Source organism: Streptomyces sp. NPDC007808 (assembly GCF_042868655.1).
Taxonomy (GTDB): Bacteria; Actinomycetota; Actinomycetes; order Streptomycetales; family Streptomycetaceae; genus Streptomyces.
This window is the reverse complement of sequence record NZ_JBIAEQ010000005.1, coordinates 359,446-380,188: the sequence shown is the minus strand read 5'-3', so window position 1 is coordinate 380,188 and position 20,743 is coordinate 359,446. Positions and strand designations below refer to the sequence as shown.

At 71.3% G+C, this 20,743-nt stretch carries 19 protein-coding genes; 11 read left to right on the top strand and 8 right to left on the bottom strand.

Features of this window, described 5'->3' with window-relative positions; genetic code table 11:
- The first annotated feature begins 1 nt into the window (after position 1).
- A complete protein-coding gene (locus tag ACFYNL_RS20855) occupies positions 2–1,582 on the top strand; it encodes an MFS transporter (protein ID WP_388805527.1) in 1,581 nt (526 codons plus the stop codon).
- Between the two features lie 202 nt (positions 1,583–1,784).
- The gene (locus tag ACFYNL_RS20850; RefSeq protein ID WP_388805524.1) at positions 1,785–2,228 is read left to right on the top strand and encodes a cytidine deaminase family protein; all 444 of its coding nucleotides are present in this window, start codon (positions 1,785–1,787) and stop codon (positions 2,226–2,228) included.
- An 80-nt stretch (positions 2,229–2,308) separates the two neighbouring features.
- Here the strand turns inward: ACFYNL_RS20850 and ACFYNL_RS20845 are convergent, their stop codons facing one another.
- A complete protein-coding gene (locus tag ACFYNL_RS20845; protein WP_388805521.1) occupies positions 2,309–2,974 on the bottom strand; it encodes a GntR family transcriptional regulator in 666 nt (221 codons plus the stop codon).
- A 95-nt stretch (positions 2,975–3,069) separates the two neighbouring features.
- Here ACFYNL_RS20845 and glyA point away from each other — a divergent pair, with 95 nt between their 5' ends.
- Genes glyA through purU form a run of 6 tightly spaced genes read left to right on the top strand, consistent with a single transcriptional unit; the run spans position 3,070 to position 10,166 of the window.
- Positions 3,070–4,383 carry a serine hydroxymethyltransferase gene (gene glyA / locus ACFYNL_RS20840; protein WP_388805517.1) on the top strand — a complete coding sequence of 438 codons (1,314 nt, stop codon included), beginning with the start codon at positions 3,070–3,072 and terminating at the stop codon, positions 4,381–4,383.
- Positions 4,380–5,600 carry a sarcosine oxidase subunit beta family protein gene (locus tag ACFYNL_RS20835; RefSeq protein ID WP_388805514.1) on the top strand — a complete coding sequence of 407 codons (1,221 nt, stop codon included), beginning with the start codon at positions 4,380–4,382 and terminating at the stop codon, positions 5,598–5,600. Before glyA ends, ACFYNL_RS20835 begins: the two co-directional genes overlap by 4 nt.
- A gap of 10 nt (positions 5,601–5,610) precedes the next feature.
- Positions 5,611–5,892, top strand: coding sequence for a sarcosine oxidase subunit delta (locus ACFYNL_RS20830; protein WP_388805511.1), 282 nt, complete (start codon positions 5,611–5,613; stop codon positions 5,890–5,892).
- On the top strand, positions 5,889–8,720 hold the full coding sequence (locus ACFYNL_RS20825; RefSeq protein ID WP_388805508.1) for a sarcosine oxidase subunit alpha family protein: 2,832 nt from the start codon (positions 5,889–5,891) through the stop codon (positions 8,718–8,720). The genes ACFYNL_RS20830 and ACFYNL_RS20825 overlap by 4 nt, the downstream gene beginning before the upstream one ends.
- Positions 8,713–9,315, top strand: coding sequence for a sarcosine oxidase subunit gamma (locus tag ACFYNL_RS20820; protein ID WP_388805505.1), 603 nt, complete (start codon positions 8,713–8,715; stop codon positions 9,313–9,315). The genes ACFYNL_RS20825 and ACFYNL_RS20820 overlap by 8 nt, the downstream gene beginning before the upstream one ends.
- Entirely contained in the window at positions 9,315–10,166 is an 852-nt protein-coding gene (purU, locus tag ACFYNL_RS20815) for a formyltetrahydrofolate deformylase (protein WP_388805502.1), read from the top strand. The genes ACFYNL_RS20820 and purU overlap by 1 nt, the downstream gene beginning before the upstream one ends.
- A gap of 243 nt (positions 10,167–10,409) precedes the next feature.
- Here the strand turns inward: purU and ACFYNL_RS20810 are convergent, their stop codons facing one another.
- A complete protein-coding gene (locus tag ACFYNL_RS20810; protein WP_388805499.1) occupies positions 10,410–10,760 on the bottom strand; it encodes a hypothetical protein in 351 nt (116 codons plus the stop codon).
- Between the two features lie 226 nt (positions 10,761–10,986).
- Between ACFYNL_RS20810 and ACFYNL_RS20805 the strand changes: the two genes are divergently transcribed.
- From ACFYNL_RS20805 to ACFYNL_RS20795, 3 genes are all read left to right on the top strand, one after another.
- Complete coding sequence (locus ACFYNL_RS20805) at positions 10,987–12,186, top strand: serine hydrolase domain-containing protein (RefSeq protein ID WP_388805496.1); 1,200 nt, start codon at positions 10,987–10,989, stop codon at positions 12,184–12,186.
- Between the two features lie 149 nt (positions 12,187–12,335).
- Entirely contained in the window at positions 12,336–13,382 is a 1,047-nt protein-coding gene (locus tag ACFYNL_RS20800; protein WP_388805493.1) for an aromatic acid exporter family protein, read from the top strand.
- A 277-nt stretch (positions 13,383–13,659) separates the two neighbouring features.
- The gene (locus ACFYNL_RS20795) at positions 13,660–14,907 is read left to right on the top strand and encodes an ABC transporter substrate-binding protein (protein WP_388805491.1); all 1,248 of its coding nucleotides are present in this window, start codon (positions 13,660–13,662) and stop codon (positions 14,905–14,907) included.
- 22 nt (positions 14,908–14,929) lie between these two features.
- On the opposite strand, the gene ACFYNL_RS20790 is transcribed toward ACFYNL_RS20795, so the two are convergent.
- The 6 genes from ACFYNL_RS20790 to ACFYNL_RS20765 all read right to left on the bottom strand — a co-directional run bounded on the left by ACFYNL_RS20790 (position 14,930) and on the right by ACFYNL_RS20765 (position 20,727).
- Positions 14,930–15,670 (bottom strand): ABC transporter ATP-binding protein, encoded by a 741-nt coding sequence (locus ACFYNL_RS20790; protein ID WP_388805488.1) that lies wholly within the window; start codon positions 15,668–15,670, stop codon positions 14,930–14,932.
- Positions 15,671–15,672: 2 nt separating this feature from the next.
- The gene (locus ACFYNL_RS20785) at positions 15,673–16,545 is read right to left on the bottom strand and encodes an ABC transporter ATP-binding protein (protein ID WP_388805485.1); all 873 of its coding nucleotides are present in this window, start codon (positions 16,543–16,545) and stop codon (positions 15,673–15,675) included.
- On the bottom strand, positions 16,535–17,527 hold the full coding sequence (locus ACFYNL_RS20780; protein ID WP_388805482.1) for a branched-chain amino acid ABC transporter permease: 993 nt from the start codon (positions 17,525–17,527) through the stop codon (positions 16,535–16,537). Before ACFYNL_RS20780 ends, ACFYNL_RS20785 begins: the two co-directional genes overlap by 11 nt.
- 11 nt (positions 17,528–17,538) lie before the next feature.
- Complete coding sequence (locus tag ACFYNL_RS20775; RefSeq protein ID WP_388805479.1) at positions 17,539–18,534, bottom strand: branched-chain amino acid ABC transporter permease; 996 nt, start codon at positions 18,532–18,534, stop codon at positions 17,539–17,541.
- Positions 18,535–18,724: 190 nt separating this feature from the next.
- Positions 18,725–20,359, bottom strand: a complete 1,635-nt coding sequence (locus ACFYNL_RS20770) for a cation acetate symporter (protein WP_388805476.1) — start codon at positions 20,357–20,359, stop codon at positions 18,725–18,727.
- Positions 20,359–20,727, bottom strand: coding sequence for a hypothetical protein (locus ACFYNL_RS20765; protein ID WP_388805474.1), 369 nt, complete (start codon positions 20,725–20,727; stop codon positions 20,359–20,361). The genes ACFYNL_RS20770 and ACFYNL_RS20765 overlap by 1 nt, the downstream gene beginning before the upstream one ends.
- Positions 20,728–20,743 lie beyond the last annotated feature (16 nt).

Sequence of the window (20,743 nt, the reverse complement as noted above, 5' to 3'; positions counted from 1 at the left end):
CATGACCCACTCCGCAGCCGGTGCTCCGCACCCGGCCGAACACGACCGACACCCGCCCGTAGACCGGCACTCGACCGTAGACCGGCACTCGACCGTCGACCGGCACTCGACCGTCGACGGGCACTCGACCGTCGACGGGCACTCGACCGTCGACGGGCACTCGCCCGCCGACCGGCACCCGCCCGTCGACCGACACCCGCCCGCCGACCCGCGCCGCTGGGCAGCCCTCGCACTGATCTGCCTCGCCCAGTTCATGCTGATCCTCGACGTCACCGTCGTGAATGTCGCCCTGCCCGCCATGGCGGCCGACCTGGACCTCGGCCGGGAGACGCTGACCTGGGCGGTCACCGCCTACACCCTGTGCTTCGGCGGGCTGATGCTGCTCGGTGGCCGACTCGCCGACGCCCTCGGCGCCCGTCGCACCCTGCTCGCCGGGCTTGCGCTCTTCACCGCCGCCTCGCTGGTCACCGGTCTGGCCGGCGACGCCTCGACACTGCTCGGCGGCCGCATCGGCCAAGGTGTCGGCGCAGCCCTGCTTTCACCGGCTGCGCTGTCCCTCGTCACCACCACCTTCCACGGTGCCGAACGCAACAAGGCGCTCGGTGCCTGGGCGGCGATCGGCGGCACCGGCTCGGCGGTGGGCGTGCTCCTCGGAGGAGCTCTGACCGACGGCCCCGGCTGGCAGTGGGCGTTCTACCTCAACGTGCCCGTCGGGCTGTTGCTGCTGATCGCCCTGCCTTTCCTCGTCCCGGCCCGAGCGCCGCAGCCGGCACGGCTCGACGTCCCCGGCGCACTGCTCGTCACCGCGGGCACCGCCGCCCTGATCTACGGTCTGGTCGAGGCGGGCGACGCCGGCTGGGCGGACATCTCGACCCTGCTGCCGCTCTTCGGTGCGGCGGCGGCGTACGCGGCCTTCGCGGCCGTCGAGCGAGCGGCCCGAGCCCCGCTGATGGACCTGCGGATGTTCACGCGGCGGCCGGTGCTCGCCGGTGCCTTCCTGATGCTGATCGCCACGGCCCTGCTGATCGCGTACTTCTTCCTCGGGTCCGTCTATCTTCAGCACCTGCGCGGCTTCAGCCCGCTGCGGACCGGGCTGGTGTTCCTGCCCGTCGCCGTGGCCACCGGTGTCGGCGCCCACCTGGGCTCCCGGCTCGTCGGCCGGATCGGCAGCCGCCCGACCGCCGTCGCCGGCATGGCCGTCGCTGCCGCCGGAACCCTGCCGCTGACCGGACTGTCGGAGACCGGCAGCGTGTACGCCGGGTTCCTGCCAGGGTTCGTGATCGCCTCCCTGGGCCTCGGAGCGGTCTTCGTCACCGCCACGACGACCGCCCTGGCCATGGTGGAACACCGCGAGGCGGGGCTTGCCTCCGGAGTCGTCAACACCTTCCACGAGGTGGGTGGTTCGATCGGCGTCGCCGTCGTCTCCACCGTCGCGGCATCCGGCTTCGAGCGAGGCGCGGTGGACGGCTTCGCCGACGCGTTCACCCTCTGTGCGACCGTGGCCGCCGTCGGCGCCCTCGTCGCCCTGGGCCTCGTACCGCGGGGCAAACCGCGGCCGACCGGCGGACCGCACGTGCACTGACGGGGCCGGCCGTCGGCCGAGATCAACCGGCCTGCGGTCGTCCTCCGCGCGTCGGAAGCCGCCAGAACTCGCTCGCCGAGCCACGAGAGCCATCGACGGCCTGATCCCGGCCATGGCCGGTCGCAAGGGCTACGCCGATATTCACTTGCGTCCCCTCGTCACGCGGGTCAACGTCGTCTGACACCCGACGAAGGCGGAGAAGATGACCACGCGGACCCAGCACATGGACGTGGACCACGAACTCATCCGGGCCGCGGCTGACGTCGCTCGCACGCGCTGCAGGGGCGACGACCACACCATGGCAGCCGCGGCCCGCGTGAAGGACGGCCGGATCGTCACCGCGGTGAACGCCTACCACTTCACGGGAGGCCCCTGCGCCGAGCTGGTCCTCATCGGTGCGGCGGCCGCCCAGGGGGCCTATGAGCTCGACACGATCGTCGCCGTCGGCGACCGCGACCGCGGGGTCGTTCCGCCGTGCGGCCGGTGCCGTCAGGTCCTTCTGGACTACTTCCCCGCCCTCAAGGTCATCGTCGGTGAGGGCGACCGCGTGCGAACCGTCCTCATCACCGACCTGCTGCCCGCAAGCTACGTCTGGGCCGACCACCAGGTCGAGGCCGAGACCACCGCACCGCTCAGCACGGGCTGACACCGCCGGCAGCACGTGCCTGCCCCGGATCCGAGGGCGCGCGAGACGGGGCGCGGGGGAGAGCCCGCACTGACGGCCGCTCAGATCGCCGCGCGAACGGCCCGTTCGAAGTCCTCCACATGGCTGCGGGCCAGCCGCGCCGCCGTCTCGGGCTCACCCGCGACGATCGCGTCGATCAGCGGACCGTGCTCCTCGACGTGGCCGGCCATGTCGGACAGGCGGTCGAGGAACAGGCACCAGATCCGGGTGGCGAGGTTGTCGTGGCGGACCAGGGTGTCCTCCAGGTACGGATTGTGCGCGGCGGCGTAGATGGCGCGGTGCACCTGGAGGTCCAGATGCATCAGCCCGGTGGAGTCCTGCCGGCGGGAGTCCGCGCTCGCCAGCTCCCTGCGCAGGGCGGTGAGAGCCGCCCGGTCGGCAGCCGTGGCGCGCCGCGCGGCCTGGGCGGCGGCCAGCGGCTCCAGCTCCTGCCGCACCTCGGAGATATGGGCGAGGTCGGTGATGTTGACCTCGGTGGCGAAGGTGCCGCGCCGGGGATAGGTGGCGATCAGCCGCTCGTACTGGAGCCGCTTGAGGGCCTCGCGCACCGGTGTGCGTCCCACCCCGAGGGACTGCCCCAGCTGCTCCTCGTTGATCGGCGCGCCCGGACGGATCTCCAGCATGACCAGCCGGTCCCGGATGGCGCGGTAGGCGCGTTCGGCGAGGGTCGGCTCCTCGCTGACCGGCGCGGTCGCCGCCTGCTGCATGAATGCCCCCTTGACCTCGTCGGCGAGCTCCCATACCGTACCGCACAGTCTGATATATCAGTTGCGCATTAGATGGCTCCCAGGACGGTGCACAGATGGCAACGACCCCGTCGACCACCACGCTGACCTCGCCTCTCTCCCTCCCGCTCGGCGAACTCGACCCGGAGGTCGCCGACGCCGTGGCCGCCGAACTGCACCGCCAGCAGTCCACGCTGGAGATGATCGCCTCGGAGAACTTCGCGCCGGCCGCCGTCATGGAGGCCCAGGGCTCGGTCCTGACCAACAAGTACGCCGAGGGCTACCCGGGACGCCGCTACTACGGCGGCTGCGCACACGTCGACGTCATCGAGAAGCTGGCCATCGCCCGGGTACGGGAACTGTTCGGCGCCGAGGCCGCGAACGTGCAGCCCCACTCGGGCGCCCAGGCCAACGCGGCCGCCATGTTCGCCCTGCTCCAGCCCGGCGACACGATCCTCGGCCTCGACCTGGCGCACGGCGGCCACCTGACCCACGGCATGCGGATCAACTTCTCCGGCAAGCTGTACGACGTCGTGCCCTACCACGTGCGCGAGTCCGACATGCGTATCGACATGGATGAGGTCGAGCGGCTCGCCCTGGCGCACCGACCGAAGATGATCGTCGCCGGATGGTCCGCCTACCCCCGACAGCTGGACTTCGCCGCGTTCCGGCGGATCGCCGACGCGGTGGGCGCGTATCTCCTGGTGGACATGGCGCACTTCGCCGGCCTTGTGGCGGCGGGCCTGCACCCGAACCCGGTGCCGTACGCCGACGTCGTCACGACCACCACGCACAAGACTCTCGGCGGCCCGCGCGGCGGGGTGATCCTCAGCCGTGCCGACCTGGCCAAGAAGATCAATTCCGCGGTCTTCCCGGGGCAGCAGGGCGGGCCGCTGGAACACGTGATCGCGGCGAAGGCGGTGGCCTTCAAGGTGGCGGCGGGACAGGAGTTCAGGGAGCGTCAGCAGCGAACGCTGCACGGCGCCCGGATCCTCGCCGGGCGGCTGCTGGCCGACGATGTCGCGGAGGCCGGCATCACCGTCCTCACCGGCGGCACCGAGGTCCACCTGGTCCTCGTCGACCTGCGCGCCTCCGCGTTGGACGGGCAGCAGGCGGAGGACCGGCTGCACCGCGCCGGCATCACCGTCAACCGCAACGCCGTGCCGTTCGACCCGCGCCCGCCGATGGTGTCCTCGGGGCTGCGGATCGGCACCCCGGCCCTGGCGACCCGGGGCTTCGGAGCGGCGGAGTTCCGTGAGGTCGCCGATGTCATCGCCGAGACCCTGAAGGGCGAACAGAGCGAGGACGCGCTGCGCGCCCGGGTGGGGCGACTCGCCGCCGCCTTCCCCCTCTACCGCCACTTGGCCCACGCGAACGGAGCTGCCGCATGACCGCCGAGCCGCTGCCGGAGCACCCGGACTTCCTGTGGCGCAATCCCGAGCCGCGCTCCTCGTACGACGTCGTCATCGTGGGCGCGGGTGGCCACGGCCTGGCCACCGCCTACTACCTCGCCAGGAACCACGGCATCACGAACGTCGCCGTCCTGGAGAAGGGCTGGCTGGCCGGCGGAAACATGGCCCGCAACACCACGATCATCCGCTCCAACTACCTCTGGGACGAGAGCGCGGCGATCTACGAGCACGCCCTCAAGCTGTGGGAGCAACTCCCCGAGGAGCTCGACTACGACTTCCTGTTCAGCCAGCGCGGTGTCCTCAACCTCGCGCACACCCTCCAGGACGTCCGCGAGGGCATGCGCCGCGTGAGCGCCAACCGCCTCAACGGAGTCGACGCCCAGTGGCTCGAACCGGACGAGGTCGCCAAGGTCTGCCCCATCCTCAACGTCTCGCCCCGCACCCGCTATCCGGTGCTCGGCGCCACCTTCCAGCCCCGCGCCGGCATCGCCAAACACGACCACGTGGCCTGGGCCCTGGCCCGCCGGGCCGACGAGCGGGGCGTCGACCTGATCCAGGGCTGCGAGGTCACCGGGTTCCTCAAGGACGGCGACCGGGTGGTGGGCGTCGAGACGAACCGCGGCCGGATCCACGCCGGGCGGGTGGGTCTCGCGGCGGCCGGTCACAGCAGTGTGCTCGCCGAACTGGCGGGGGTGAGGCTGCCCGTGCAGTCCCACCCCCTCCAGGCTCTCGTCTCCGAACTCCACGAGCCCGTGCACCCGACGGTGGTCATGTCGAACCACGTGCATGTGTACGTCTCCCAGGCGCACAAGGGCGAGCTGGTGATGGGCGCGGGTGTGGACTCGTACAACGGCTACGGGCAGCGCGGCTCCTTCCACGTGATCGAACGGCAGATGGCCGCGGCCGTCGAACTCTTCCCGGTCTTCGCACGGGCGCACGTGCTGCGCACCTGGGGTGGAATCGTCGACGTCACCCCGGACGCCTCCCCGATCATCGGCGGCACCCCGATGGAGGGCCTGTACGTCAACTGCGGCTGGGGCACCGGCGGGTTCAAGGCCACCCCGGCCGCCGGCTGGACCTTCGCGCACACCCTCGCCCACGGCGAGCCGCACCCCCTGAACGCCCCCTTCGCCCTCGAACGCTTCACGACGGGCGCATTGATCGACGAACACGGCGCAGCAGCCGTGGCCCACTGAGGAGGACCCCGTGCTTCTCATCACCTGCCCGTGGTGCGGCCCTCGCGACGAGACCGAGTACCACTACGGCGGACAGGCCCACGTCCCCTATCCCGAGAACCCCGCGGACCTCACCGACCAGCAGTGGGCCGAGTACGTCTTCTACCGGGACAACCCCAAGGGCCCCTTCGCCGAGCGGTGGGTGCACAGCACCGGCTGCCGCCGCTGGTTCAACGTCCTGCGCGACACCGCCACCCACCAGGTGCTCGCCTCCTACCGGCCCGACGAGCCCCGCCCCGGAGGCAACCGATGACCGACCAGCACTTCCGGCTCCCGCGGGGCGGCCGCATCGACCGCGGCACCGTGCTGCGCTTCACCGTGGACGGACGGGCACTGACCGGCCACCCCGGGGACACCCTCGCCTCGGCGATGCTGGCGAACGGCCTCGTCGAGGTCGCGCCCTCGCTCTACCGCGGACGCCCGCGCGGCATCGTCGCCGCGGGGGTCGAGGAGCCCAACGCCCTGGTGCAGCTGGACGGTTCGTGCTCGGAGGGCATGCTGCCGGCCACGACCGTGGAACTCCACGACGGGCTGTCCGCCACCACGCTGTCCGGCATGGGCAGGCTCGACCCCACCCCCGACCCCGCCGTCCATGACAAGAAGTACGTCCACACCGACGTCCTGGTCGTCGGCGCCGGACCCGCCGGGCTCTCGGCCGCCGCCGCTGCCGCCCGTTCCGGTGCCCGCGTGCTCCTCGTCGACGAGCGGCCCGAGCCCGGTGGTCCGCTGCCCTGCGACGCGCGGTGGGCCGCCGAAGCCCGCGCGGCCCTCGACGCCGCCCCGGAAGCCGTCGTACTCCCGCGCACCACGGCCTTCGGGTCGTACGACGACAACTACGTACTGGCGCTGCAACGCCGCACCGACCACCTCGGAGCCGACGCCCCCGACGGCGTCTCGCGGCAGCGGCTGTGGCACATCCGCGCCCGACAGGTGGTCCTGGCGACCGGCGCGCACGAGCGTCCGCTGGTCTTCGCCGGCAACGACCGGCCCGGGGTGATGCTCGCCGGGGCCGTACGCGAGTACCTCAACAGGTACGCGGTCGCCCCGGGTTCACGGGCCGTGGTCGGCACGACCGACGACAGTGCCTACGACACGGTGGCCGACCTGCACGCGGCGGGCGTCGTGGTGGCCGCGGTCGTGGACGCCCGCGCCGAGCTGTCCGCGCGGGCCGCCGAGACCGCCGCCGCGACCGGCGTGCGGGTCCTCACGGGCAGCGCGGTCGTCGACACGGCGGGGGAGGGGCGGATCACCTCGGTCACCGTCGCGGGGATCGACGCCGACGGCCGACTCCTGGACACGGCTGGGTCGTTCGACTGCGACCTGCTCGCCGTGTCCGGCGGCTGGAGCCCGGTGGTGCACCTGCACAGCCAACGTCAGGGCAAGCTGCGCTGGGACACGGACCTGGTCGCCTTCGTACCCGACGGGGCGGTACGGGACCAGCAGGTGGTGGGTGCCGCGCGCGGGACGTACGACCTCGACGGCTGTCTGGCGGAAGGGGCGCGGGCAGGCGCGGTCGCCGCGACCAAGGCCGGGTTCCCGGTGCCGGTGCCCACGGTCCCGGACAGGAAGGTACGTGCGGACGCGCGCGCCCTGTGGCTGGTGCCGGGCCCTGACGGCGGCTGGGACACCCACTTCGTCGACCTCCAACGCGATGTCACGGTGGCCGACGTCCTGCGTTCCACCGGAGCCGGCATGCGCGGCGTCGAGCACGTCAAGCGCTACACCTCGCTCGGCACGGCGAGCGACCAGGGCAAGACGTCCGGCGTCAACGCGATCGGTGTCATCGCCGAGATCCTCGGCGGCTCGCCGGGAGAGATCGGCACCACGGCCTACCGGGCGCCGTACACGCCGGTCGCCTTCGCCGCGCTGGCCGGACGCGAGCGCGGTGAGCTGTTCGACCCGGAGCGGACCACCTCCATCCACAGCTGGCACGTGGCACACGGGGCGCGGTTCGAGGACGTGGGGCAGTGGAAGCGCCCCTGGTACTACCCGCGGCCCGGGGAGGACATGGAGAGCGCCGTGGCACGTGAGTGCCGCGCCGCCCGCGAGGCGGTGGCCTTCATGGACGCCTCCACCCTGGGCAAGATCGAGATACGGGGCGCGGACGCCGGGGAGTTCCTCAACCGCGTCTACACCAACGCCTTCAAGCAGCTCAAGCCCGGCATGGCCCGCTACGGCGTGATGTGCAGGCCCGACGGCATGATCTTCGACGACGGTGTGACCCTCCGCCTCGACGACGACCGCTACTTCATGACCACCACGACCGGCGGCGCCGCGGGCGTCCTGGACTGGCTGGAGGAGTGGCTCCAGACGGAGTGGCCCGAACTCGACGTCCACTGCACCTCGGTGACCGAGCAGTGGGCGACGATCGCCGTGGTCGGCCCCCGCTCACGCCAGGTCGTCGCCCGGCTCGCACCGGACGTCGACCTGTCCGCCGAGGCGTTCCCCTTCATGGCCTTCCGTGAGACCACGCTGGCCTCCGGCATCCCGGCCCGTATCTGCCGGATCTCCTTCTCCGGTGAACTCGCCTACGAGATCAACGTCTGCGCGTGGTACGGCCTGTCCGTCTGGGAACAGGTGCATGAGGCCGGACAGCCGTACGGCATCACCCCGTACGGCACCGAGACCATGCACGTGCTGCGGGCCGAGAAGGGCTACATCATCGTCGGCCAGGACACCGACGGCACCGTCACCCCGCAGGACGCCGGCATGTCCTGGGCGGTCTCCACACGGAAGGACTTCATCGGCAGACGGTCCTTCTCCCGCGCCGACACCTCCCGCGCCGACCGCAAACAGCTGGTGGCTCTGCTGCCGGTCGACCGCACGACCCGACTGCCCGAAGGGACGCAGGTCGTCGCACGCGACGTGTGCGTCGAGGCCACCCCGGTGCCGATGCTCGGCCACGTCACCTCCAGCTACCACAGCCCGGCCCTCGGCCGTCCCTTCGCCCTCGCCCTCGTCACCGGCGGGCGGGCCAGGATCGGCGAGACCCTGCTCGCCCCGGTGGGCGAGGACCTGGTGCCCGTCGAGGTGGCCGACTGCGTCCTCTACGACCCGGAAGGGACCAAGCGAGATGGCTGACCCAGGTATCGCCACGCTGCGCACAAGCCCGCTGGCCCATCTGGCGGAACGGATGCGCGCCGCCACCGTCACCGGTGCCCGCGGCGTCTCGCTCACCGAACGCCCGTTCCTCACCATGGTGAACCTGCGGGTCGCTCCCGGCTCCGAAGCGGCGGGACGGGTGGAGAAGGTGCTGGGTGCGCCGTTGCCGCGTGCCTGCGGCGACACCACCGCCTCCGGTGCCCGCACAGTCGTCTGGCTCGGCCCCGACGAGTGGCTCGTACTGTCCCACGAGGAAGGGACCGCGGAGTTGACGCAGGCCCTCGGCGACGCTCCGGGCTCGGTCGTCGACGTGTCAGCGAACCGCACCACGCTGGAGCTTCGCGGCCCGTCCGCCCGGCAGGTGCTGGAGAAGGGCTGCCCGCTGGACCTGCACCCCAGGGCCTTCGGACCCGGCCGGGCGGTGTCGACCACGGTCGGCCCCGTCGCGGTACTCCTGTGGCAGGTCGACGACGCGCCGACGTACCGCCTGTTCCCACGCTCCTCGTTCGCCGACTACCTAGGGCGCTGGCTCATCGACGCGATGGGCGAGTTCAGCGGACCGGAGGTGCCCTGATGGAGACGTCGGCCGAGCACGTGCTCACCCTGGACTGCCCCGAGGCGCCCGGCATCGTCCATGCCGTCTCGCGGTTCCTGCTGGAACACGGCAGCGACATCATCGACAACCAGCAGTTCGGCGACCGCCGCGACGGCCACTTCTTCATGCGGGTCCGGTTCACCACCGACGACGACACGGCCGCCCTGCGCCGTGACTTCGCCGCCGTGGCCGCCCCGTTCGCCATGCGGTGGCACATCGAACCGGTCGGCACCAGGCGCCGCGTACTGATCATGGTGTCCCGCTACGACCACTGCCTCAACGACCTGCTCTTCCGCACCCGCAGCGGCGACCTGCCCATCGACGTGGTCGCGGTCGTCTCCAACCACCGCGACCACGAGGCACTGGTCACCTGGCACGGCATCCCGTTCTTCCATGTGCCGGTCACCGCCACGACGAAGACCGAGGCCGAAGCCAGGCTCCTCGAACTCGTCGACTCCTTCGACGTCGACCTGGTGGTGCTCGCGCGCTACATGCAGGTGCTGTCCGACGGCCTGTGCACCCGGCTGGCCGGCCGCGTGATCAACATCCATCACTCGTTCCTGCCGAGCTTCAAGGGCGCCAAGCCCTACCACCAGGCCCACGAACGCGGCGTCAAACTCGTCGGCGCGACGGCCCACTACGTCACCGCCGACCTCGACGAGGGTCCGATCATCGCCCAGGAGGTCATCGGCGTCGACCACAGCCACACCCCCGACGACCTGGCCGCGATCGGCCGCGACGCGGAGTCGGCGGCCCTGGCCCGGGCGGTGCGCTGGCACTGCGAGGGACGGGTGTTCGTCCAGGGCAGAAGGACGGTGGTGCTCCGCTGACCGGCGGGTGGTTCGTCCAGGGCAGGAGGACGGTCGGTGCTCCGCTGGCCGGCGGGTGGTGACGGCGGGCCACCGGCCGCGGTGCGGGTGCGCGTGCCGGGGCGCCGAACCGGCTGAAGGTCACCGGCAGTCGGCTCGCCCTCCCCGTGAACCGTCTCCGGGAGGCCGGTCACGCCCACCGCCCGCACCGCCCGGCCGAGTTCGCGCGCAGGCCGAGTTCGCGCGCAGGCGTGTGCGCGCCGCTCACGCCGCCGCGGTGAACGCCGCGCTGACGGCGGTGTCCGTGCGGGCGTGGATGACCAGGCGTGTCCCACTGGTGTCGGCGTTCGCCTCCAGTGCACGGCGTGCGGGGGCGCTGCTCGTGGCCACGGACATCAGAACGCCCAGGTGGCTGCAGAGCCGGTGGACGCGCAGGGCAACGCCGATCGCGGCGCCGTCCGGGGCCGGTTCGTCGAGGACGACCACCACGGGGGCCGGCCGGTACGCGTGCACCAGGTCGCTGATCTTGGTGAGCAGCGTGGCCCGACCGCCGGTACCGGGGTTCTGGTGCACCGTGATGACGAGCACTCCGTGATCGAGTGAATGTGACAGCACCGTGGCCTCCCGGTTCCTCGGCCCCTTCTCTCTCGGGTCGTCGCATCCTGGGTACCCCGCGCCGGCCCTCCGAAGCGCCGGCGGGCCGGCGCGCGGGGCGGACCGTTCCGCGAGTGCCATCCGCCGCGGGCCGGTACACCGCCCAACGATCAACCCCGGCCGTCGAGTTGGCGTCTCCCGCGCCGGGGGGGCTCCCGCCTCCTCGATGACCGAGAGGCGGAACTCCATGAAGCAGCGGATCGCACGCGGCGTCTCACACGCACTGGCGCCGGCGCTGGCCCTGGCGGCCACGGCACTCGTCCCGTCCGCACACGCGGCTCAGCCGCGGCACGACCACGAGGCGACCCGTACCGCCCTGCGCGACCTGGTCGCCGAGGGCGGGCTCCCGGGGGCTGCCGTCGAGGTCGTGGACCGCAGGGGGTCTTGGTTCGCCGCCGCCGGTCACGCCGACACCGACACGGGTCGGGAGCGCTCGCCCGGCGATCACTTCCGCGGCGCCAGCATCACCAAGACGTTCGTGGCGACCGTGCTGCTTCAACTTGAGGCGGAAGGAAGGCTGAGCTTGGACGACACGGTCGAGACATGGCTGCCCGGCCTGGTGCGGGGCAACGGCTACGACGGGCGCCGGATCACGCTCCGCCGACTCCTCGACCACACCAGCGGCATCGCGAACCACACCGACGACCCCGCCTTCATCCATGACGCCGCCGGCCCGGGTTTCTTGGACCACCGGTACGACACCCACACTCCCGAGGACCTGGTGGCGACCGCGCTGCGGCATCCGCCGCTGCCCGACCCGGAGCGGGCACCGTCGTACTCGAACACCACCTATGTGATCGCCGGGCTCGTCATCGAGAAGGCGACGGGCCGCTCGTACGCACAGGAGATCACCCGCCGTATCGTGCGGCCGCTGAAGCTGCGCGGCACCTTCTTCCCCGGCACATCACCGAAGATGCCGAAACCGCACCCCATCGGCTACTCCCGGCTCCACCAGGAGGCCCCCGACGCCCCGGTGTACGACGCCACCGAGCAGAACATGACCTGGCTGGGTGCGGCAGGCGACGTCATCTCCACCCTCGGTGACCTCAACCGCTTCCAACGCGCCCTGATGAAGGGTGAGTTGCTCCCCGCGGCACAGATGAAGGAGATGCTTCACGAGGTGCCGGCGGGGGAGGGGTTCGGGTTCGGGCTCGGAGTGGAGATCGCCCGGTTGTCCTGCGGAGTGAAGGTGGTGGGCAAGAGCGGCCGTACCAACGGCTCGCTGTCCGCGATGGTCGGCACGCCCGACGGCGAGCACCGGTTGACGTTCCACGTCAACGGCGACTGGCTGAGGGACGGCTCACTCTACGTGAATGTCATCGAGGCGGAGTTCTGCGGGAAGGCATCGTCCCCGGCGGGCAGGCCGCCCGTCCCGACGGTCGGCTGATGAGTGGAATTCATCGGCGCTGAGGTGGCACTTGGCTTGGCATGCAGGCGATACGAGGAGCAGCGCGGAGTTCATGGCGCTCGGGCAGGGCGGTCCGTGAGGCAGTCCGGCGGGCCTGGGCGGAGCCGGGGCGCGAACGGGATCTGGTGATGCAGTCGTGCAAGGCGGCCCTGGCAGCGTGCCTCGCATGGGCGGTGGCCGGGTGGTGGCTGAAGGCGCCGATGGCGTTCGTCGCGCCGTGGGTGGCGATCGTGCTGGTGGATGCGACGGTGTACCGGTCGATCGCGCGCGGACTGCAGCAACTGGCCGCGATCGCCACGGGGACCGTGGTGGCCACCGGCGTCGCCCTGATGCTGGGTTCCCCCATGGCGGCGATGGGCCTGGTGCTGCCGGTCGTCGTGCTGCTGGGCAGCTGGCAGCGCCTGGGCAGCCAGGGCGTCTACGCGGCCACGGGCGCCCTCTTCGTCCTGACCATGGGGCCGGTCACCGTCGCGGCCTCGGCGGCCCGGCTCGCCGAGGCGCTGTTCGGCGCGGTGGTGGGCATCGCCGTCAACGCACTGATCAGGCCCCCGGTGTATCTGCGCAGCACCCGCGCCGCGCTGGAGGACGCGGCCGGAGAGGCGCAGGAGATCCTGGACGCGGTCGCGGACCGGCTGGCCGCCGAGGAGTGGGACGCCCACACGGCCGGTTCGCTGCACGAGCGCGCGCTGCGCCTGTACCGCCTGGTCGACCAGGCCCGCGCCGCGCTCGGCTGGAGCCGGGAGAGCCTGCGTGTCATCCCCCGCCGCCGGAGCCGCGTCGGCGTGCCTCCCGGTCAGGACTACGACGACGCGATCACCGTTCTCGACTATGTGGCCGTCCACACCGCGGGTGTCACCCGGGCCGTGCTGGAGGCGTGCGACGAGGACCGCGCGGAACTGCGGCCGAGCCCGCGGGTCAGCAAGCCCTACGCCGAGTTCCTGCACAACAGCGCCCGCGCCATCCGGCTCTACACCCGGAGCCGGTTCGACGCGGACGGTCATGACCAGCAGGCCGACCAGGAGCTGCACGACGAGGTCGATGACCTGCTCCGCGCCCTGGACGACCTGCGGCAACGGCTGTCCGGTGCGGCACCGGAGGATCCCGACGCCCTGGCGACCTACGGCACCCTCCTCACCCAGGCCCGCCGCCTGGCCGAGCAACTCGGCAGGCACTGAGCGCGTGCCTCGGGGGCCGTCATGTCCTTCGTCGAGCGAGGAGTGGCGTGCGGTGCCGGTTGCCGCCTCCGGGCGCGTGTCCGCCGTAGATCGAGGCCCCCGGGGACTTCGCGGTCGGGGCGAGACCGGCGCCGAGCCAGACGGAGAAATGTGCGAACAATAGCAAATGTTTGTGTTTGCACTTTTTGGGCTGTCGGTGAGTTGCAACCTCATGTGCAGACGGCAGGCGGACGGCCGGCCAGTCGACCACCGCCGCCTGTGCGGAGCGGAGGCGGAGATGAAAGTGTCGATACGGCGGTCCGCGATCTTCGCGAGCGCGGCTGCTCTTGTGATAGCCGTCTGCGGTGCGACGGGCACCGCCCGGGCCGACCCCGGTGATGGTGAGCTCCAGTTCGGCTATGTCCTGCCGGAGACGGGACAACTGGCCTACCTCGGCCCACCCCAGATCGAGTCGCTGAAGTTCGCGATACAGAAGATCAACGACGCCGGCGGGGTCCTGGGCAAGTCGGTGCCGAACGCGGTCGCCAGTGACGAGGCGGGTCAGGAGGCCGTCGCCGCCCAGTCGGCGGACCGGGTCCTCGCGGCAGGCGTGGACGCGATCGTCGGCGCCGCGGCGTCCGGCATGTCGCTTGCGTTCATCGACCGGGTGACCGGAGCGGGCGTCGTGCAGTGCTCGGGGTCGAACACCGCTCCCACCTTCACGGACTACGAGGACGACGGCTTCTACTTCCGTACCGTCCCGAGCGACGCGTTGCAGGGCCCCATCCTGGCGGATGTCGTCCGTGACGACGGCCACGACCGGGTGGCCATGGTCGCGCGGGCGGACGACTACGGGCGCGGCCTGATGGAGGCCACCCGCAAGACGCTGGAGGAACGCGGTGCGACCGTGGCGCTCGCCGAGACCTACGACCCGAAGGCGAGCAACTTCGACCAGGTCGTCCAGCAGGTGGAGAACTCCAGGCCGGACGCCGCCGTGGTGATCGCGTTCGAGGAAGGCACCCAAATCCTCCAGGGCATGATCGAGTCCGGACTCGGGCCCGACCGGATCGGCGTCTACGGCGCCGACGGACTGCGCAGCGAGGAACTGCCCTCGCTGGTCGCCCCCGGCCAGCCGGAGAGGCTCTCCGGCATGAAGGGGACCGCGCCGGCCTCGGCGTCGAACGAGCAGTACGTGAAGGAACTCAAGGAGTTCGCGCCGGACCTGAAGGAGCTGCAGTTCGCACCGCAGGTGTTCGACTGCGTGACGACGATCGCGCTGGCCGCGGAGAAGGCCGAGTCCGACGACCCCGGCGAATATGTGAAGGAGATGAACGGGATCACCGAGGACGGCGACAAGTGCAACTCGTTCGCCGCCTGCAAGGAGCTGATCGCCGACGGCAGGGACATCGACTACGACGGTGTGAGCGGCCCGCTCGACTTCACCGACAAGGGCGAACCGGGACAGGCGTCGATCGAGGTCTACGGCTACAACGACGAGGGACGGCTGGAGACGCTGCGTACCGAGACCAGCACGGCCGAGGAGTGACAGGGAGGAACGACGACGGGAGTCAACGGACGCGGGCGAGCGTGCCGAGGTAGAGCTCGATCACCTTCTCGTCGTGCAGCAGGGCCGTCCCGGTGCCGGTGTGCGCGTTGCGGCCCTGGTCCAGGACGTACCCGCGATCGCAGAACTGCAGGCACCTGCGGGCGTTCTGCTCCACCATGAGCACGGCGACGCCCGCGCTGTTGATCATTCGGCACCGCTCGAAGACATGGTCCTGATGGAGCGGTGACAAGCCGGCCGACGGCTCGTCGAGCAGAAGCAGGTGCGGCTCCATCATCAGGGCGCGGGCCATCGCGAGCATCTGGCGTTCGCCACCGGACATCGCGCCGGCCTTCTGCTTGCGACGGTCGGCCAGCACCGGGAACAGCTCCTCGACGGCCGCGACCCGGCGCGCGTGGTTCTTGGGCCGCAGATACACGCCCATCCGCAGGTTCTCCTCGACGGTGAGCGTGGGGAACACGTTCTGCAGCTGCGGCACGTAGCCCACGCCCCGCCGGACCAGCTCGTGCGCGGGCCGGCCGGTCACGTCCTCACCGCGCAGCCGCACGGTCCCGCCGCGCACCCGCAGCAACCCGAAGACGGCCTTGACCAGCGTCGACTTGCCGGCGCCGTTGGGGCCGATCACGCCGACCACCTCGGCCGGCCGCACTTCGACGCTGCATCCGCGCAACACGTCGACCCCAGGGATGTAACCGGCGACGATGTCGTCGGCCGCCAGTACCGGTACATGCTCGTCGGTGGACATCGCTATCCCTCCTCGCCCTTGTCTCCGGTCGCCTCCGGCTCGTCGTGCCGCTTGCCGAGGTAGGCGTCCACGACGGCGGCGTTCCGGCCGATGGTGTGCGGTGGGCCCTCGGCCACCAGGCGGCCGTCGGCCATGACGGCCACCCAGTCGCTGATGCCCATGACCACGTCCATGTCGTGCTCGACGAAGCACACCGTCAGCCCCTCGTCGCGCAGCCGCGTGATGTGCCCGAGCAGCGACTGGGTCAGTGCGGGGTTCACCCCGGCCATCGGCTCGTCGAGCAGGAGCATGACGGGCCGGGCCATCAGCGCGCGGGCCAGTTCCAGCAGTTTGCGCTGGCCACCGGAGAGCGTGCCGGCGTGATCGTCGCGCAGGGGCCCGAGCCGGAACCGGTCCAGCAGTTCGTCGGCCCGGCGCACCGTCTCCCGCTCCTGCCCGCGCCACAGCGGCCGCAGCAGGGCGGGCAGCACCCGCTCGCCGCGTTGCCCGGGCGCGGCGAGCAGCAGGTTCTCCAGCACCGTGAGCCGGGCGAGCGCCCGGGAGAGCTGGAACGTACGGACCAGTCCCCGCCGCGCCACCCGGTACGCGGGGGAGCCGGCGAGCGGCTGCCCGTCGAACGACCACCGGCCGCCGTCCGCCCGGTCGAACCCGCTCACCACGTTGAACAACGTGGTCTTGCCGGCGCCGTTGGGCCCGATGAGCGCCGTGATGGTTCCGCGCTGCACCTCCAGGTGCTCGACCCGTACGGCGACGAGACCCCCGAACGTACGGGTCACCTGGTCCAGGACGAGCAGCGGGTCGGGCTTGCGCACCCCCGGCTCCGGAGCGATCGCGGGGAGCCGGCCCGTACGGGACACGGCGGGGTCAGCGGCCACTGAGCAGCATCTCCTTCCGGCTGCCGAGGATGCCCTGCGGCCGGAAAGCGACCAGCAGGATCAGGGCGACCCCGACCAGGGCGAAGCGCACGGCGCCGACCTCCGACGTACTGATGACGTCCGGCGAGATGTACTCCGCGTCGATGGCCTGGCGGAGCGCGCTGTCGAGGAAGCTGAGGACGAACCAGAACAGGATCGAGCCGACGACCGGCCCGAGGATGCGCCCGGCACCTCCGAGGACGAGCAGCGTGTACAGGAAGAACGTGACGCCCGGGTCGTAGTTGTCCGGGTTCACGGACTGCACCTGGATCGCCTGCATCATGCCCGCGACCGCCCCGATGACACCGCCGAGCACGAGGCTCTGCATCTTGTACGCGTAGACGTTCTTGCCCAGGCTGCGCGCGGCGATCTCGTCCTCACGGACCGACCGGATGACACGGCCCCACGGGCTGTGGATCAGCAGGGCCAGCAGACATCCGGTCACGAGCACCAGCGCCCATCCGACGACCATCACCCAGAGGTCGCGGGAGCTGAACCGCACGAGCCACACGCCGTAGGTGCCGGGCTCGATGGGGCTGAGTTCGTAGAAGTCGTTGGCGAACCTCTGCAGCCCGAACACGCCGCCGGTGACCGGCTCGGCCCAGTTGGAGCGGTAGAACAGCCGTAGCGTCTCCCCTGCCGCGATCGTGGTGATCGCGAGGTAGTCGGCGCGCAGCCGCAGGGTGGGCAGACCGAGGAGCAGGGCCAGCACGATCGCGCAGGCGATGCCGCCGAGGACGCCGAGCCACATCGGGCCGTCGTAGGTCGACACCGTGATGGCGAGTCCGTAGCCGCCGACCAGCATGAATCCGACCTGGCCGAAGTTCAGCAGCCCCGTGTAACCGAAGTGCAGGTTCAGCCCCATCGCGGCGAGGGCGTACACGGCGGCGATGGGACCGATTCCCGAGCGCAGCGCGTCGGAGACGATGGCCGAGAAGTCCATGGCACGCCCCCTCACCCGACGCGTTCGGCCCGGCCGAGGATGCCCTGCGGCCGGACGAGGAGGACGAGGATGAGGACGAGCAGCGCCCAGGCGTACTGCAGGTCGACCGGGAACCACAGGGTGGACATCTGAGCGACGACGCCGATGACGAGGCTGCCGACCATCGCACCGTAGGCGGAGCCGAGGCCGCCCAGGATGATCCCCGCGAACATGAGCAGCAGGAGCTTGAAGCCCATGTCCCAGGTGACGATCTCCACCAGGCCGAAGAAGACCCCACCGAGGGCGGCCAGTCCGCCGGCGAGCATCCACACGAACAGCACCACCCGCTGCACGTCGATGCCCGACGCCTCCGCGAGGTCACGGTTGGCGGAGACGGCCCGGACGGCCGTGCCGATCCGCGTCTTCTGCAGCAGTGCGGCGACGCCGAGCAGCACCAGCACGGCGAGCAGGGTGACCGTGAGGTCCCGTGGGGTGATGCCGGCCGGGCCCAGGTCGATCGTGCTCTGGATGTCGTACTGCGCGTAGGAGGCGGGCCGGGTCCCGTACAGCACGAGGACGACGTGGCGCAGCACCAGCGAGAGCCCGATGGTGACGATGAACATGTTGATCAGCCCGGTACCCCGGGCCCGCAGCGGGCGCCAGATGCCGCGGTCGACCGCTCCGCCCAGCAGGGCGCCGAAGACCACCGCGGCGAGGGCGGCCGGGATCAGGTGCCAGCCCGGGCCGGCCGCGGAGGCGTTGAGGAAGAACGCGAAGGCGGCGCCGATCGTGACGAACTCACCGTGCGCGAAGTTGATCAGGTGGATGGTGCCGAAGATCAGCGAGAGTCCGACCGAGGTGATCGCGATGATCACTCCGAACTGGATACCGTCGATCAGCGCCTGCAGAGCGCGCGCGGTGAACGTCGGTCCGCGCGGGACTTCCTCACCCTGTGCCCGAACGGAGATCGCGGGCACCGACACGAGGGTCAGGGCGAGGGCCGGCACGAGCATCCGCTGATAGCGCACGACGGTTCCGGTATGTCACGAACGTCCCTTACGGGCTCAGTGTAAGTGCAGGTCGGGGCGGTGACACGGACACGTCGTGGGTGGGGGCCGGTGGAGCGTTGCAAGGGCGCTCCACCGGCCGCCACCTTCATGCGTCAGTGCGTCAGTGCGTCAGAGAGTCAGAGGGTCAGAGGGGCAGTGGGTCAGTGAGTCAGTGAGTCAGTGCGTCATGCCTGGCCGGCGCCTGTGCCACCGGCGCCGTACGCCGCTGTCCCGTCATGCTGCCCAGCCAGCCGAGCAGGAACGCGAAGGGCAGCGACACCAGGACGACCGTCTGGAGCGGGAACCAGTCGATGTGCCACTCGGGCATCAGCGCCATCGGGTTGCCCGAGAAGACGGGGCTGCACACCTGCAGTCCGATGGCGGAGCCCAGGCCGCCGTACAGCGTCCACAGCAGCCCCCGGCGTGTGAAACCGCGCCAGAACAGCGCGTAGACCAGCGCCGGGAGCAGGCAGGAGGCCGCCACCGCCAGGGAGAGCGTGGACAGGAAGCCCATGTTCCAGCCCTGGACCCGTACCGCGCAGCAGATGCTCAGCACCCCGACCAGGGCGGACGCGATACGGGCCGCGGCCACCTCCCGCCCCTCGGTGGTGCGCCCGCGGCGCACGACGTTGGTGACGAGATCGTGGGCCACCGCGCCGGCCGCCGCCAGGGTCACGCTCGCGACGACCGCGAGCGTCGTGAGGAACACCGCGCAGACGACCAGCACCACGAGCCATGCCTCGCCCGTCTGCGCCGCCGATCCTCCCGCCAGATCGCCGGTGAGCATCAGCAGGCTGCTGGTGCCGCCGGGATCGGCCGCGAGGATCTTCGGGGCGCCGATCACCGCTGCGGCACCGAAGCCGATCACGGTGGTGACGAGGCAGACGACGCCGACGATGGCGATCGTGTGGCGGACCGTGCGTCGGGCGGCGGCCGGGTCGGGCGCGGTGTTGAGCTGGGTGGCGACATGGGGCAGGCACGCCACGCCGAGCACCACGGTGATCATCAGGCCGAGGAAGTCGAGCGTGCTCTCGACCGGGCCGCCGGCGGCGAAGCGCAGGCCCGGACGCATATAGCCCTCGGGTCGGCCGCTGCCCTGAGCGGCGGCGTCGAGGAGGGAGTCGGCGCTCCAGTCGAAGCGGTGGAGCAGCACCGCCGCCACGGCGAGCGCCATGGCGAGCAGGATCACGGTCTTGAAGATCTGCAGGGCGATCATGCCCCGCATCCCGGCGAAGGCCGTGGCGCAGACGACGAGCGTGCCGATCATGACGATGGCGGTCTGTTCGGCGCCCGGCCCGGAGAGACCGAGCAGCATCGCGGTGGTCCGGCCCGCGCCGGAGAGCTGGACGATCAGATACGGGATACAGGCGCTCAGTGTGACGACGGCGGCCGCGATCCGCACGGCGGGCCCCGGGGCGCGCAGGGCGAAGGTGTCACCGAGGGTGTAGCTTCCGCGCTCGCGCAGCGGGCCGGACAGCAGGAGCAGGACGCCGAGCGACAGCACGGTGCACAGGGCGATGAACAGGCCGTCGAAGCCGAAGACCGCCACGGATCCCGTCGTACCGAGAACGGTCGCCGCGGAGAGGTAGACGCCGGACAGGACGATGGCGCCCTGCACGGGGCGCAGCCTGCGGCCCGCGGTGTAGAAGTCGTTGACCCGGTCGCGCTCGGGGCCGTTGAGCACACAGATGAGCAGCATCGGGACGATGAACGTCAGAAAGCCCACGAGGACCCAGGCGCGGGTGTCCGAGTCCAGGTCGAGGGTGCCGGGTGTCCCCGCGGCGAGCAGCGTCGGGGGAAGCATCAGCGCTCCTCCCGCGGGCCGTACGAAACCCCGCCGTACCGGGTCTCGCCGTACGGGGCGGCGCCGTACGGCGTCCTGTCGTCCGAGGTGTCGCCGTCCGGCGTCTCGTCGTGGGCTCGGCCGTGCAGGGCGCGGTCGTAGCGCGCCGCGGTCCACAGCAGGAGCAGCACCTGGGCGAGGAGCGCGATGACGCCGAAGGTGATCTGTCCGACGACGCGCGTGCCCAGCAGGTCCTGCGCGGTGCAGGCGAGCAGGAGGTGGACGGCGAAGCTCAGTCCGTTGACGAGCAGGAAGGATCTGCCGGGCGGGTGGGGCCGGGGTCTTTGGTGGAGCCGTGGGGTGTGCGGGTGGGTGTGCTGGTGGGCCATGGAGCTCTCCTGGCGG